Genomic DNA, 14,933 nt, shown 5'->3' with positions numbered 1-14,933 from the left:
CACGGCGCGCGGCCGTTCCCCAGGGCCCCGGCCCTCCGGTCAGCGCAGCCCCGGCGCCCGGTCCTGGCGGAACGTGGTGATCAGGGCGATGCAGAACGCCGCGATGGCCACGCGCCCTGATGCCTGGAGCAGGGGGCCCCGCAGCAGGATGAACGAGTAGCCGGCGACCAGCGGGACGGCCAGGGCGATCAGGTTTCCCGGCCGGGCACTGCGCACCGCGCGGCGGGCGTAGCGCCGGTCGACCCGTGCCGCCGCGTATCCCATCGCCACGAACCCCGCCACCATCCCGACCGGGCCGAAGTCGATCCACAGCTCGGCCCACACCGGTGACGAGAGGTTCGTGTTCGTCGTGCCCATCCACTGGCCGACCATGACCCCGGTGTCCATCGGCTTGTCGGGCCACACGGAGCGGGGGACCGCGAACAGCAGCGAGCCGGCCATCTGGCGGCCGAAGGTGTGGCCGCTGCCCGACCGGACGTAAGTGATGGTGTTGGCGAACATGCCGACCTGGTCGTAGTCCTTGAGGGCCAGTGGCTCCAGCGGCGAAGTGGTCTGCACCGGGCGGTAGTTGGCGTCGTCGTAGCGGAAGCGGTCTGCGAACGGGAAGACGACCAGCGCCACGATCACGCCCAGGCTGAGTGCGACCCGGTAGAAGGCCGCGCTCACCGGGAAGACGGTGAACAGCAGTGAGAAGAGGACGGTGAGGAACCAGAAACGAGGGTTGGAGATCGGGTTGTTGACCACCGCGTTCAGCACGGCGAGCGCCCCCCAGACCGCGATGATCAGCACGGAACGGCGGGCCCGTCGCGAGGTCACCAGCCAGCGCGTGTACGCCAGCCAGGCGATGAGGGCGGGCACGGTGCCGAAGCCGCGCACGATGGCCTGCCCGGCCTGCGAGTCCGCCTGGGAGAGCCCGACCTCCTGGACACTGCTGATGATCTCCTGGCGGCTCGTGAAGAAGACCGCGGGACCGCCCAGCTTGACGACGAGGAGCGCCGAGCCGAGGAAGGCGAGGAGGGTCAGCAGGTACAGGCGGCGGCGGTGCACCAGCGCCGGCCGCAGTCTGTCCTCCCGCTTCCGCTCGGGCCGCTGGCGTGCCAGCAGGGTGCCGATGTCGAAGGCGACACAGCCGATCAGGACGAGCGCGACCGCCTCCGTCAGATCGGAGCGCGCACCCACCACCGGGGTCGGTGTACGGCCGAGCACGGCCTGCGCGAGCGGTGCCACGCCCATCGCCATGTAGACGAACAGCCAGAACGAACCGGCGAGCAACTTGCGCCGGCTGGAGAGGATCATCGCCGAGAGCCGGATGCCGGCGTACACGGTGAGCGCGAGCTGGAGCCACAGCGCCGAGTCGTGCAGACCGGTGCCGGGCTGGACCAGCACGAGCAACGGCAGGAACACCGCGAAACCGAGGACGAGCGGCACCGACAACGCGCGGGAGAGGACCGTGCGCGGCCGGAAGGGCGGCACCGCCACCTGCCAGCCCCGCTCCGGTGACCCGGGCGTACTGGTCGTGCCGCGGTCCACCTGCTGCGTCATGGCGCCCCCGCCCGAAAGAGATCCCCGGCGCAGTCTAACGAGCCCTGGCCTGCGGTGGACGGTCAGCTACTAGAGTGTGGCGAAGTAGCGTCCGGGGAGACGCTGTTGGGGGGGATGGATCGATGCGTGATCTCCCGGCCTTCACACTGGCCGGATACGACAAGGGGCGCGGGATACTCGTCCAGGCGCTCTGGTTCGCGGTGATGAACACGGTCTTCATGGCGTGGTTCACCCCGGCCCGGGTCAGGACGGCATTGCTGCGAGCCTTCGGCGCCGAGATCGGCACGGGGGTGCTCATCCGGCACCGGGTGCGCGTGCTCTGGCCGTGGAAACTGACGGTCGGCGACCACACCTGGATCGGCGAGGGGGCATGGATCCTCAACCTGGAGCCGGTCACCCTCGGCGCCCATGTGTGCGTGTCGCAGGAGGCCCTGCTGTGCACCGGCAGCCACGACCACCGCGCCGCCGACTTCCGGTACCGCAACGCGCCGATCACCGTCGACGACGGAGCCTGGGTCGCGACCCGCGCCACCGTCCTCGCCGGGGTGAAGGTCGGCCGCTGCGCCGTCGTGGGTGCGGGCGCGGTCCTCCACAAGGACCTGCCCGAGCTGACCCTGCACACCGCCGACAACCGGCGCCGACCCGTCGAGGCGCCGGCGTGAGAGTGCTGCACGCGGTCACCCTGCACAGCCCCACCCACGCCTTCGGCGGCCCGGTCCGGGTCGCCCTCAACCTCTGCAAGGGGCTGAGGGAACGCGGGCACGACGTCCGGCTCACCGCCCTCGCCGACGGCTTCGAGGGGCCGCTGCCCGAGGAGGTGGAGGGCGTGCCCGCCCGCCTCCACCAGGCCCGCAGGATCCTGCCGTTGGGGTTCAGCGGTCTGACCTCGCCGTCCCTGCTCGCCGGCGCCCACCGTCTCGTACGGCAGGCCGACATCGTCCATGTACATCTGGCGCGCGACCTGGTGACCCTGCCGGTGGCGCTCGCCGCGCTGCGTGCCGGGAGGCCGGTGGTACTCCAGACGCACGGCATGGTCGACCCGAGCGAGCGGTACTCGGCCAGGGTTCTCGACGCGGTCGCGGTGCGGCGGGTGCTGCGCGGAGCCACCGCCGTTCTGCACCTCACCACCCGTGAACTGCGGGACCTGGAGGCCGTGGTGGGCGGGACGGGCCTCTCCCGCGCGGTCCGCCTGGTGAACGGCGTGCCCGCGCAGCCCGAGGGCCCGGCACCGGAGGGACCGCCGCGTATCCTGTACGCGGCCCGGCTCCAGGCCCGTAAGCGCCCCGTCGACCTGGTGGAGGCGGCCCCCGCGATCCTGGCCCGGCACCCCGAGGCCACGTTCGTCGTGGCGGGCCCCGACGAGGGCGAACTCGCTGCCGTGCGGCGGCGGATCGACGAACTCGGACTCGCGGCGCGGGTGAGCTGCCCGGGACCGCTCGACGGGACACGCATGACCGAGGAACTGCGCAGGGCGCACGTGTACGTCCTGCCGTCGGTGGACGAGCCGTTCCCGATGTCGGTCCTGGAGTCGATGGCCGTGGGCACGCCGGTCGTGGTGACCGACTCCAACGGCCTGGCCCGCGACGTGGACCGGGCCGGCGCCGGCCGGGTGGTGACGGGACCCGACGGCATCGCCCCGGCGGTGCTCGACCTGCTGGACCCGGCCGCCCGGCGCGCCGCGTCGGAGGCGGCCCGCAAGCTCACCGCCGAGACGTTCGCCATGGACGCGGTCCTCGGCACACTCCTCGACGTGTACGAGCGGGCCTAGCAACGATGGTCTCGGTCGTTCGGATCGGTGCGGACCTGCGCGCCGATCCGAACGGCACCCGCTAGGCGGGGAGCCAGGCGTAGCAGCCCGAGGAGACGAACGTACGGGTCCCGGACGGGATCTTCGCGGTGACCTTCTTCGGGGCGTCCGGACCAGGGCCCGAGGCCAGCACCTTGTCATCCGCGCCCAGTGCCTTCCAGGTGCAGCCCTCGGCGCTGGTCAGCGCACGATAGGTGCCCGGCGCAGGCTTCTTGCGTGTGCCGTCGGCGAAGCCGGTCGCGGCCTTGTCCAGCAGCGGCTTCTGCCTCGGGCACAACTGGGCGATCGCGTCGTCGGCGGACGGGAGGTCCCCGGCGATGAGCGCGCCGATCGCGGCGTCCTTGTCGTGGGTGGCGGTGCGCTCGATGCGCTGACAGGTCTCCTGGCCGATCTGGAGCACGGCGGCCGGGTCCATGTTCTTCGGCACACGGCCGTGCAGGTACTTCTTCTCCTTGGCGGTGAAGGAACCGGTCGCCGGGGTGAGCTTCGCGTCGGGCAGAACCGGGCCCTTGGAAGGGCTCGACGACTCCTCGGGAGCCGGGCTCGCCTGGTCGTCCGGAACGCCGGCCGCCTGGTCGTCGGAGATGCTCCGCGTCGGGTTCGCCGCCGCGTCGGAACCGCCGTCCGAGCTGCAGCCGGAGAGCGCGAGGAGCGCGATGAGGGCGCCGGCGGCGGCCCCGCGCCGGAGGGACCGGAGAGTACGAGTGTGCATGGTGGCTCCTGCGGCCCGAGCGGGCCGGGTATGAAGGCGGGCCCGTACACGAAGGTGCGGGCCCAGGCGGGGTGGGGGGGGGGGGGGGGGGGGGGGGGGGGGGGGGGCCCCCCCCCCCCCCCCCCCCCCCCCCCCCCCACGGGGACGCCGTGAGGGTTACGGCGCCCCGAAGGTCAGCACCAGCTGCGGGGTGTTCTCCGCGGCCGACGCCTCACTGGACCACACCCACAGCGCGTCCGTCCCGGTGCTCGTGAGCGCCAGGCCGTAGCTGCCTCCCAGAGCGGGGGAGAGCGCCGAGGTGTCGAGCGTCGCCGAGTAGACCGTCGACAGCTCGGTGGCCCCGCTGAGGGTGCCGACCGAGGTCGAGGACAGGGCGGGCTTGGAGACGAAGGTGGTCCCCGTCTCCGTCCAGCTTCCGGTGACCGGCCGTACGGCGAAGTCGTCCGTGCTGCCCGCACTGCTCAGCGTGGTCGTCTTCACCGCGAGCCGCGCGCTCTTGAGCACGGTCCCGGCCGGCGCCGTCGGCAGGTCGAAGCGCAGATACGTCTCGTACGCCGCGCTGCCGCGCACCGCCAGCGAGGTGGAGGTGCCGTAGTTGGTGCTCGCGGCACCCGCGTTGGCGTACGTGTCGTCCGCGGCACGGACGGTCTGCACGCTGTCGGCCGGGGCCGTGGCCAGGGTGTAGTGGCTCTGCACCTGGGCCGGGCTCAGCACCGACGGGTAGATCGCGGTCTCGTCGATCTGCCCCGCGAAATAGTTGCTGGACGGCTGGTTCGGCCACCCGTTGAGGTTGTCACCGCCGACGTGCCAGTAACCGCTGTAGGCCTGACTGTTGGACTCGGCGAGCGTGCCGACCTGGCTGCCGTCCACGTACAGCGCCATCCCGGAGGAACCCTGGGCGGCGACGACGTGGTGCCAGGAGCCGTCGTTGTAGCCGTTGGACGAGGTGATGGTGCGGGCGCTGCCCGTCCACACGCCGAAGACCAGCCGGCCGTCGTTGCGCATGTAGACGTGCTTGTCGTAATTACCGCTGGCCCGCGTGGTGTTGTCGCCGAACCCGACAAGCTTGCCGCCACTGGTCGTGGTCGTCTTGAACCAGGTCTCGATCGAGTACTGGCTCGGCACCGTGGTGCGCTTGTCGCTGTAGACGATCTGGTCGCTGCCGTTGAAACCGATGGCGGTGGACGGACCGGTCACGGCGGCCGGAGTCTGGCGCAGCGACGGCCCGTTGACGTGGATGCCGCTCAGGTCGCCGGGCGAGGTGTCGCCGATGAACGGAGTGGCGGACTCGTCATAGCGCCAGTACAGGTTCGCGCCGTCGTCGAGCACCTTCGCCGGGTACTTCTGGGCTGAGGTCGGCACTGTCACCGAGGCCGTGGCGGACAGCGCGGAGGCGTTGCCCGCCCCGTCGGTCGCGGTCACCCGGTAGCTGTAGGTGGAACCGGCGGTGACGTTGGTGTCGGTGAACGACAGCTGCGGACGCGACCACTCCACGGAGTCGCCGTCGACCGTGTAGACCGGCGTGGAACCACCGTTGCGGTACACCTTGTACGTCAGCTTGGTGTCGTCCGTGTCGAGGCCGGCACGCCAGCGGACGTGCGCCTCGGTCGGCTTGACCGACTCCGCGCTCACCGACGGCACCGTCGGCGCGCCGACGTCCGGGGTCGCCGCGAAGTGAGTCAGGCCCTGGGCCGCCGAGCCGTTGACGGTGGTGAACTCACCGCCGACCCACATGTACTTGTTGTTGGAGGTCTCGGATATCGCCATGGCGCGCGGGCCGATGCCCTCGCCGAGACCGTCGTTGGTGTCCGGGAACCAGCCCAGCTTGTTGGTGCCGGAGGTCGGCTCCGCGAGCAGGTGGTGACGGCGCCCGTCGGGGTACTCCCCGACGCTGGAGCAGTCGTGCGCGTGCGAGGCGCTGTACACGACGTCCTGGTACGACTTGACGGCCTGGGTGGCTCCCAGGCAGGTGTCGCGCCAGCGCTGGTTCAGGGTGGACAGGTCGAGGGCGATGCGGCCGTCGAAGACGCCGCCGCCGGTGCCCTCGTTGCCGGTGTAGAAGCCGGTGGCGTCCGTGTCGAGCGCCTTGACCACCGAGTTGTTCTCGATGAACCCCGGGTAGGTGCGGACGTTGGCGCCCGTACCGGAGTCGACGACGGCCAGGGCGTGCGAGTTCGCGCCGTTGACGGTGAAGAAGTCACCGCCGAGGATCACGTTGTCGCCGTCCGGGGTGACCGCGACGGCCCGGCCGGGCTCGTCGACGTCCGCCTGGAAGGGCTTGACGGCGCCGCTGGTGGCGTCCACCGCCGCGTACCGCGCGTGCGCGCTGCCGCCCACGGAGGTGAAGTCGCCGCCCAGATACACGGTGTCGTTGGTGACCGCGAGCGTCCGCACGGTGGCGGAGACGCTCGGGTGGAAGTTCGCCTTGGGCGTGCAGGTGGCGATGTCGATCGCGGCGAGGCTGCTGACCGGCGTGCCGTTGACCGCGCCGAAGTAGCCGCCCGCGTACAGCGTCTTCTTGTCCGGCGACACGGCGAGCGCGCGCACCGTCGCGCTGCCGCTGCCGATCGTGAAGGACAGGTTGCAGGACGTCGGGTTGCCGGTCGCCGCGTTCAGCGCGACGAAGTTCACCGCGTTCTGCGCGGTCCCGCTGCCCCCCTCGGGCGGACGCACCTGCGAGAAGGTGCCGCCGGCGAAGACCGTGCCGCCCGCCTCCGCCAGCGCCCACACGATGCCGTTGGTCTGCCAGGTCGGCAGGTCGTCGGCGGTGAAGGCGATGGGCGGGGTCAGCGCGGCGGCCGGCTGCGGCAGGGCCACCAGGCCCAGGCCCGCCGCGGTGGACAGGACGAGGGCGGCACTGAGCCCTCTGGATCTTTGCATGAACCCCCCGGCTTCCGGGCCCGGTGGCGGGCCCTCTGCCTCGACGAGCCCGCCGGGGTCCCCGGGATCCGTACGGGCTGCATGAACGTGTTTGCTCGCGAACCATACGAGTACATGACACGCGATGGAGCGCACTTGGCTCATCTAGTAGGAAATTCCCGTGTGTTCATGATGATCCCGCGCGTACCGGACGTCCGCTTCCGGTACGCGCGGTCGCCCTTCTGCACGCACCCGGCGTCAGCGGTCGATGCGCACAGCGGCGCCCGCGAGCTGGTCCTCCACCTGCCGCACATCGGCGTCGACCATGATCCGTGCGAGCTCGTCGACCAGGGTGCCGGGCCGCCAGCCCAGCGTCTCGCGCGCCTTGGACGCGTCACCGATCAGTGCGTCGACCTCGCTGGGACGCTCGTACTTGGGGTCGTAGCGCACGTACTCGTCCCAGTCGAGGTCGGCGTGGGCGAACGCGGTCTCCATGAACTGCCGCACGGTGGCCGGGACTCCGGTGGCCACCACGTAGTCCGTCGGCTCGTCGTGCTGAAGCATCCGCCACATCGCCTCGACGTACTCGGGCGCGTACCCCCAGTCGCGGACCGCGTCCAGGTTGCCGAGGTAGAGACGGTCCTGGAGACCGGCCTTGATCCGGGCGACGGCGCGGGTGATCTTGCGGGTCACGAAGGTCTCGCCACGGCGCGGGGACTCGTGGTTGAACAGGATGCCGTTGACCGCGAACATCCCATAGGCCTCACGGTAGTTGACGGTGGTCCAGTACGCGAAGACCTTCGCGGCACCGTACGGGCTGCGCGGGTGGAAGGGGGTGTCCTCGTTCTGCGGGGGCGGCGTGGAGCCGAACATCTCCGAGGACGACGCCTGGTAGATACGGGTCTCCACCCCGCTCGCCCGGATCGCCTCCAGCAGCCGCAGCGTGCTCAGGCCGGTCACGTCGCCGGTGTAGAGCGGCGCGTCGAAGGAGACTCGCACATGGGACTGGGCGCCGAGGTTGTACACCTCGTCCGGCTGTATGTCGCGCAGCAGGTTCACCAGCGCCACCCCGTCCGAGAGGTCGGCGTGATGCAGCACGAGGCGTCGCTCGGCCTCCTGGGGACCCTGGTAGATGTGGTCGATCCGCTCGGTGTTGAAGCTGGAAGACCGCCGCACCAGGCCGTGCACCCGGTATCCCTTCGACAGCAGCAGTTCCGCCAGGTACGAGCCGTCCTGCCCGGTGACGCCGGTGATCAGCGCGGTCTTGGTCATGCGGGGTTCCCCTCCCTGCCGGACCCGTCCCGGGGACGGATCCGGTCCGTACGCCCGCCGTGTGCGGGACGCATGTCATGAACTATTGGAAATTTAGGCATAGTTGGCAGTGTGGGCGTGCTGATCACACGGCGCCTGGCGTGATCCGGCTCATGACCGCATCGCTGCTGCCCGAAAGCGCCCGCCAGTACGGGGCGTCGTACATCAGCGCCATGCCGACCAATCCCTACGGTCCCGGCGACGGCTTCGACCTGGAGACGTCGCACGTCCTGCCCGCCCTGATCCGCCCGACCCGGCTGGTTCACGGACCCCGCCGCGCGGTGCGCGCCGGGGCACTGTCCGGCCACGTGCGGCGCTCTCAGTACGCCCCGCGGCCGTCGACGACGGCGCGGAACGTGCGGGACATGACGTCCACATCACTGGTGAACGACCAGTTGTCGACGTGGCTGAGATCGAGCTGGACGGTCTCGTCCCAGGACAGGTCGGAGCGTCCGCTGATCTGCCACAGCCCGGTCATGCCTGGCCGTACGCTCAGCCGCCGCCACCCGACGGGCGTGTAGTCGCGGGCCGCGTAGCGCGAGCGGAGCAGCTGGACACCCGTCCAGGCGAGCCCGGCGAAGATGCCGCTCGGCACTGCCCACGACTGGTGTGCCGCGAACAGCATCAGCGCCACCGGCATTCCGGCGCCGACGAGGTCGGTGATCAGCGACGCGGGAACGTACCAGCGGGACTTGCGGCCCATCCGCGGTGAGGATGCGCGCGCCCGCGAGCGCGCCTTACGTGATCTTTCGGATTCAGCGGCCTGAACATCCCACATGTACCCCCCCAGGCACGTTCTGCGGCACGAGCTGCCGGATGCCGCGAACACTCATACGTCGAACATGCGGCACGATCGTGAACAGTACGGCAAACTTGTGCAGACATGGGGGTGATTACGTGAACGGCACCGAGAAGTGCCGAGCCGTACGAAGTCCCGTACGGCACCCGTTGGTTGATCGCGCGTGGTGATGGCCGCACGGAAAGTAATACGAAAGCCGAACGTGCTGGCTACAGTGTGCGCCTGGCGCGGAAGGGGCCGCGCCGTGTCCATGTGGGGAGTGCATGGTGGGGGACAGGAACACGACCGAGGCCGCAGCGACGGACCTGGACGAAGCGGCGGAACGGGAAGGGGCGGGCGGAGCTGGTCCGGTGGCCGACGTCCGCGATCCGTCAACCGTTCCGTCACAAAAGGGATTTGATGCCGCCGGAACATCGCGGGCGGAGCCAAGGCGTGGCAGAAGCCGCACGCGTCGGGTGCTCCTCGGGGCGCTCACACTGCTCGCTGTGGGACTGCTCATGGTGGCCGGGTGCGCCTGGTGGGCCTTCGACCACTACACCGGGAAGGTCGACCGCATCTCCGGTGTCTTCCCGACGAAGGTCCCCGCAGCCGCGCAGCCGGCGCCCTCCGAGGGCGGGCAGACCTTCCTCCTCGTCGGCGTCGACAGCCGCTCCGCCCTGCCGACCACGGGTCGTGACGCCAAGGCCCCCGAGTGGAAGTACGGTGCCCAGCGCAGTGACACGATGATGCTGGTCCACCTCCCGGCCGACCACTCCGGCGCGTACGTCGTCTCGCTGCCCCGTGACGCGTGGGTGGACATCCCCGGACACGGCAAGGCCAAGCTCAACGCAGCCTTCTCCTGGGGCGGACCGCCGCTGCTCATCGACACCGTGCAGCGGCTGACCAAGGTGCGCGTCGACCATCTCGCCGTCATCGACTGGGACGGTTTCAAGAAACTCACCGACTCCGTGGGCGGAGTGGACCTCGTCGTGGACGGCGCCGACCGCCACATGAACGGAACGCAAGCCCTGGTCTACGTGCGTGAGCGTTATCACCTCGCGCGCGGCGACTTCGACCGCACGCACCGTCAGCAGTATTTCCTGCGGACGCTGTTGGCGAAGGTCATGCGTCCTTCGACCTTCTCCAACCCCGTCAAGGCCACCGAGGTGCTGGACGACCTCACCGCTGCCGTGAGCGTCGACGATCGGCTCGGTGACGGCGACCTGCGTGCCCTGATGTGGGACAACAAGGAGGTCCGACCCGGGGACATCGTCTTCATGAACGCTCCCGCGAAGGGAACCGGCATGATCTCCGGTCAGTCCGTGGTCCTCCTGGATTCCGTCGCGGGTCCTCAGCTGTGGCGGGCCATGCGCAAGGACGCCCTCGACGGCTACCTGCAGTCGCACGACACCGACCGGCTCGGCGCCACGACTCCCTGACGGGACAGCGGTGGCCGCCGGAAATGCCCGCCTGGTGACGTTTCGCCGGACAATGGGCCGCACGTGCACTAGAGTCCCCACCGGCGGCCCACCGGAGTCCGCGGAGGACACCCATGACGGATCATCCCCCTCATCGAACGTACGAGCACCGAAGGCCGTCGGGCCGGCGGCGACGCGCCGCACTAGGTGCCCTGTTCGGCCTTCTGCTGATCGGACTGATCGCCGGTACCGGGCTGGCCCGTGACCGGGAAGACGCGACCCGAGCCGAGCGAACGGGCGCCGAGGCGCTTCCTTTCGACCTGCCGACCGCCGATGTGCTCCGCGACGGTCGGCATATGGTCTTCGCGCACTACTTTCCGCCGTATCCGCTCTCCCTCGACAACCAGTCCGCCGAGCACGACTACTACGCCCGCAACTACCTCACGCCGCAAGGTGAGCAGGGCAGGCACGGGGCCTACGGAGGACTGCTGCGTGACCGGCCGCTGCCCGTGCAGCCGTCCAGCGGCGACTGGCGACTCGCCAACCTGGAGCGGGAGGTGCGGACTGCCCGGGACGCCGGCCTCGACGGATTCACTGTCGACATTCTCTCCTTGACCGGCACCAACCGGCAGCGCGTCGACATGCTGCTGCGCGCGGCGCACCGCGTCGATCCGGGCTTCCGGATCGTGCTGATGCCGGACATGACCTCCCTGCACACCGACCCGCGCACCCTCGCCGACCAGCTGGCCCGGTTTGCCGCGTCCCCGTCCGCATACCGGCTGGCCGACGGACGCCTCGTGGTCTCCCCGTTCAAGGCCGAGGCCGAGGACCCCGCCTGGTGGGGTCAAGTCATCGCGCGCCTGCGCGACCACGGCATCGGCACCGCGCTCGTCCCGGTCTTCCTGGACTTCCGCGCCAACGCCGAGAGGTTCGCGCCGATCAGCCACACCTTCTCGTCCTGGGGCAACCGCAGCTACACCCGCCAGGACAACGTTCCCGGCGACATCCAGCTCGCCCACTCCCTGGGAAAGAAGTGGATGCAGGCCGTGTCCGTGCAGGACGCCCGACCCAACCAGGGCGTCTACGACGAGGCGGGCAACACCGCCACCCTGCGGTCGACCTGGAACCACGCCATCTCCGACGGTGCGGACTGGGTGCAGCTCACCACCTGGAACGACTACTCGGAAAGCAGCCAGTTCGCCCCCTCACTGCACAACGGCCACACGTATCTGGACATCTCCTCCTACTACCTCACCCGCTTCAAGACCGGAGCTTGGCCGCAGATCGTCCGCGACACCGTGTACGTCACCTCCCGCATCCAGTTCACGGATGCCGGCAGTGCACCGCTTCAGCCCCGACTGATGCGCCCGCGTCCGGGCACCGCGTCCCCGCGCGACCGGGTGGAGGTGCTCACCTTCCTGACCGCGCCCGCCACGGTCTCCGCGCGCGTGGGCACCGTGCCCCACACCTACCGTGCTCCCGTCGGCGTGTACGCCCAGGACCTGCCGCTGAGCCCCGGTCGCGCCGCGGCCGTGGTGCGCCGCGCGGGGGGTACCGCCGCCGCCGTCACGACCCGCTTTCCGGCGCGGCGTACGGTCACCGTGCAGGACCTTCAGTACTACGCGGTCTCCAGTGGCCGATGAACTCCTCGAAAGCTTCCGAAAGGGCCCACCGTCCGGCCCCGCTCGACGGCCCCCATGCCGCTCATGAGGCATGGGGGCGTGCTGTCGGTGCGAACGGCTGGTGACGACAGCCGTCGGTACGGCTCCCTCGCACCGGAGCGTTCCGGGGCGGCCGCACAGCCGGTCCCCTACGACGGGACCGGCGCGGCCGGCTCACCTGGCAGCCACGCGACGCGCCGGGACCACCGACGGCCACGCGGAACCGATGCCGTCGACCGTACGTGCCACGCCGGAACTGTCTCGCGGCGCCCTGGGCGCGGAGCGGATCGGGTTCGCTGCCCGACACCTGCTTCGAGGAAGCGGCCCGCGTGACGCGCTGCGCGCACGGGACGACGCCCCGGGATCGGGGCGAAGGTGCCGGCCGGGATCCCGATGGGGCGCTGCCTCTCGGCCGGACGGGTCGTCCCAGCCCTGCCGGGCCCGCCCGTCGCACCGGAAAAGGGTTTCCGCTCAGGTGTCGCGCGTGGCGGCCATCCCCAGGGTGATCAGCCCGAGCACCACCCAGCCGAACCAGAGCCAGCCGTTGCTCCCCAGCGCCACTGTGTAGGCGGTGACCGCCACCAGGGCCCCTACGGTGAGCATCCCCATCGTCTTCGTGGATCCGGACATGCGCGCACCCTCCTTGTCGGCCGCGCGGCCGTGGACCCCATCGTCACCCGGAAGGTGCGTCCACCGCTACTGTCCGCGCGCCTGCAACGAGGCCAAGTACGCGTTGTACGCCTTCAGCTCCTGGTCGCCGTCCCGGTCGGCGGCACGGTCCGTGCGCCTCGCCGTCCGCTGCTCGGACCGGTACCACTGGAAGACCAGCGCGATCAGCACCAGCACCGAAGGGATCTCACTGAACGCCCAGGCGATGCCGCCCGCCCAGTTCTGGTCGCTCAGTGCGTCGATGCCGAGCGAGGCCGGCGGATGCTTGTACGTCTCCACCATCGGCGAGGTCGCCATCATGAGCGCGATGCCGAAGAACGCGTGGAACGGCATTCCGGCGAACAGCTCCAGCATCCGCATCAAATAGCCGGGCCGGTGCGGGCCCGGGTCGACGCCCATGATCGGCCAGAAGAAGACCAGGCCGACCGCGAGGAAGTGCACCATCATCGCGAGGTGCCCGGTCTTCGAACCCATCAGGAAGTCGAACAGCGGGGTGAAGTAGAGCGCGTACAGGCTGGCGATGAAGAGCGGGATGGTGAACACCGGGTGCGTGATGATCTTCATGTACCGGCTGTGCAGCAGCATGAGCAGCAGCTCGCGTGGGCCCTTCCGGCCCCGGCCCGCGACGGGCAGGGCGCGCAGCGCCAGTGTCACCGGGGCGCCCAGCAGCAGCAGGATCGGCGAGAGCATGCTGATCACCATGTGCTGCACCATGTGCACGCTGAACATGACCATGCCGTAGTCGTTGAGCCTGGTGCACATGACCAGGGCGATGGTCAGCACGCCGATGACGAAGAAGACCGTCCGGCCGACCGGCCAGCTGTCGCCGCGTCTGCGCAGCCGCAGCACGCCGTACCCGTACAGGCCGAGCGCCAGGACGCAGCCGATCAGGAAGAACGGGTCCGCGGAGAACGGGAGCCCACGTCCCAGCGTGAACGGCGGCAGATCCATGTTCATGCCGTGCCCGCTGTGATCCATCTGTTCACTCCCGCTGGGGACGTCCCCGTTTCGTGCCGGTTGTCCCGACCAGAGTAGAACTGCCCCCGGCCGCAGCTGCGGCCGGGGGCAGTCGGCAGGGTCCGGTGTTGCTCAGAGCACGCACTCGGCCTCGGCGTACCGCTCGGCCGGGACCGTCTTCAGCGTCTCCACGGCCTGGGCCAGAGGCACCATCGTGATGTCCGTGCCGCGCAGCGCCGTCATCATGCCGAACTCGCCGCGGTGCGCCGCCTCGACCGCGTGCCAGCCGAAGCGGGTCGCCAGGACCCTGTCGTACGCGGTCGGGGTACCGCCGCGCTGCACATGGCCGAGGATCACCGGGCGGGCCTCCTTACCGAGGCGCTGCTCCAGCTCGATGGAGAGCTGGGTGGCCACCCCGGCGAACCGCTCGTGGCCGTAGATGTCCTTGGTGCCCTGCTCGAACTCCATGGAGCCGGCGCGCGGCTTGGCGCCCTCGGCGACCACGACGATCGCGAACTTCTTGCCCGCCGAGAAACGCTTCCCGACCAGCTCGGTCAGCTCGTCCATGTCGAAGGGGCGCTCCGGCACGACGATGGCGTGCGCACCGGCCGCCATGCCCGAGTGCAGGGCGATCCAGCCGGTGTGGCGGCCCATGACCTCCACGATCAGCACCCGCTGGTGCGATTCGGCGGTGGTCTTCAGCCGGTCGAGGGCCTCGGTGGCGACACCGACCGCGGTGTCGAAGCCGAACGTCACATCAGTGGACGCGATGTCGTTGTCGATGGTCTTCGGTACGCCGACGATCGGCAGCCCCGCCTCGGAGAGCAGGTTGGCCGCCTTCAGCGTGCCCTCGCCGCCGATCGGGATGATCGCGTCGAGACCGAGATCGGCAACATGGCCCTTGGCCTGTTCGACGCCGCCCCGCAGATGTGCGGGCTGGACCCGGGAGGAGCCGAGGATCGTGCCGCCGCGGGCGAGAATGCCACCGACCGCGTCGAGATCGAGCTTGCGGTAGTCGCATTCGAGGAGGCCCTTCCACCCGTCGTGGAAGCCGATGACCTCGTCGCCGTGGTCGACCACCGCGCGGTGCACGACGGAACGGATGACGGCATTGAGGCCGGGGCAGTCGCCGCCGGAGGTGAGCACACCAATTCGCATTGCCCGGGAAACCTTTGCAACGTGGGCCGACGACCGGACCACGTCGTCCGGTTGGATCCCC

The 14,933-nt window shown here is 70.2% G+C and carries 11 protein-coding genes and 2 pseudogenes; 5 read left to right on the top strand and 8 right to left on the bottom strand.

Annotated features, from left to right (window positions below; translation table 11 throughout):
* Positions 1–39: 39 nt before the first annotated feature.
* Positions 40–1,542: a hypothetical protein gene (locus ACIA8E_RS21755; protein ID WP_399300678.1), complete on the bottom strand. Its 1,503-nt coding sequence runs from the start codon at positions 1,540–1,542 to the stop codon at positions 40–42.
* A 122-nt stretch (positions 1,543–1,664) separates the two neighbouring features.
* Here ACIA8E_RS21755 and ACIA8E_RS21750 point away from each other — a divergent pair, with 122 nt between their 5' ends.
* Together ACIA8E_RS21750 and ACIA8E_RS21745 are read left to right on the top strand one after the other, a co-directional pair.
* Positions 1,665–2,204: a WcaF family extracellular polysaccharide biosynthesis acetyltransferase gene (locus ACIA8E_RS21750; RefSeq protein WP_399300675.1), complete on the top strand. Its 540-nt coding sequence runs from the start codon at positions 1,665–1,667 to the stop codon at positions 2,202–2,204.
* On the top strand, positions 2,201–3,310 hold the full coding sequence (locus ACIA8E_RS21745) for a glycosyltransferase (protein ID WP_399300672.1): 1,110 nt from the start codon (positions 2,201–2,203) through the stop codon (positions 3,308–3,310). Before ACIA8E_RS21750 ends, ACIA8E_RS21745 begins: the two co-directional genes overlap by 4 nt.
* 61 nt (positions 3,311–3,371) lie before the next feature.
* Here the strand turns inward: ACIA8E_RS21745 and ACIA8E_RS21740 are convergent, their stop codons facing one another.
* The 3 genes from ACIA8E_RS21740 to gmd form a co-directional block, all read right to left on the bottom strand.
* Positions 3,372–4,061: a hypothetical protein gene (locus ACIA8E_RS21740; protein ID WP_399300669.1), complete on the bottom strand. Its 690-nt coding sequence runs from the start codon at positions 4,059–4,061 to the stop codon at positions 3,372–3,374.
* 156 nt (positions 4,062–4,217) lie between these two features.
* Positions 4,218–6,941, bottom strand: a complete 2,724-nt coding sequence (locus ACIA8E_RS21735) for a LamG-like jellyroll fold domain-containing protein (RefSeq protein ID WP_399300666.1) — start codon at positions 6,939–6,941, stop codon at positions 4,218–4,220.
* A 237-nt stretch (positions 6,942–7,178) separates the two neighbouring features.
* Positions 7,179–8,192: a GDP-mannose 4,6-dehydratase gene (gene gmd, locus ACIA8E_RS21730; RefSeq protein ID WP_399300663.1), complete on the bottom strand. Its 1,014-nt coding sequence runs from the start codon at positions 8,190–8,192 to the stop codon at positions 7,179–7,181.
* A gap of 182 nt (positions 8,193–8,374) precedes the next feature.
* Between gmd and ACIA8E_RS21725 the strand changes: the two are divergent.
* A pseudogene (locus ACIA8E_RS21725) lies at positions 8,375–8,479 on the top strand (NAD-dependent epimerase/dehydratase family protein); the annotation flags it as partial.
* Positions 8,480–8,550: 71 nt separating this feature from the next.
* Here ACIA8E_RS21725 and ACIA8E_RS21720 read toward each other — a convergent pair.
* A pseudogene (locus tag ACIA8E_RS21720) lies at positions 8,551–8,742 on the bottom strand (sugar transferase); the annotation flags it as partial.
* 773 nt (positions 8,743–9,515) lie between these two features.
* Between ACIA8E_RS21720 and ACIA8E_RS21715 the strand changes: the two are divergent.
* Both ACIA8E_RS21715 and ACIA8E_RS21710 read left to right on the top strand, forming a co-directional pair.
* Positions 9,516–10,448, top strand: coding sequence for an LCP family protein (locus ACIA8E_RS21715; RefSeq protein ID WP_399300660.1), 933 nt, complete (start codon positions 9,516–9,518; stop codon positions 10,446–10,448).
* A 113-nt stretch (positions 10,449–10,561) separates the two neighbouring features.
* Positions 10,562–12,070 (top strand): glycoside hydrolase family 71 protein, encoded by a 1,509-nt coding sequence (locus ACIA8E_RS21710; RefSeq protein WP_399300657.1) that lies wholly within the window; start codon positions 10,562–10,564, stop codon positions 12,068–12,070.
* Between the two features lie 489 nt (positions 12,071–12,559).
* Here ACIA8E_RS21710 and ACIA8E_RS21705 read toward each other — a convergent pair whose 3' ends face one another.
* From ACIA8E_RS21705 to ACIA8E_RS21695, 3 genes are all read right to left on the bottom strand, one after another.
* Positions 12,560–12,718 (bottom strand): hypothetical protein, encoded by a 159-nt coding sequence (locus ACIA8E_RS21705; RefSeq protein WP_037822362.1) that lies wholly within the window; start codon positions 12,716–12,718, stop codon positions 12,560–12,562.
* Positions 12,719–12,784: 66 nt separating this feature from the next.
* Entirely contained in the window at positions 12,785–13,735 is a 951-nt protein-coding gene (locus tag ACIA8E_RS21700; protein WP_399300654.1) for a cytochrome c oxidase assembly protein, read from the bottom strand.
* 111 nt (positions 13,736–13,846) lie between these two features.
* Complete coding sequence (locus tag ACIA8E_RS21695; RefSeq protein ID WP_030921961.1) at positions 13,847–14,872, bottom strand: 6-phosphofructokinase; 1,026 nt, start codon at positions 14,870–14,872, stop codon at positions 13,847–13,849.
* Between the last annotated feature and the right edge of the window lie 61 nt (positions 14,873–14,933).

It is taken from the genome of Streptomyces sp. NPDC051664 (genome assembly GCF_044453545.1).
Lineage (GTDB): Bacteria > Actinomycetota > Actinomycetes > Streptomycetales > Streptomycetaceae > Streptomyces.
The sequence above is the reverse complement of the archived record's forward strand: the minus strand, read 5'-3'. Positions and strand labels throughout refer to the sequence as shown.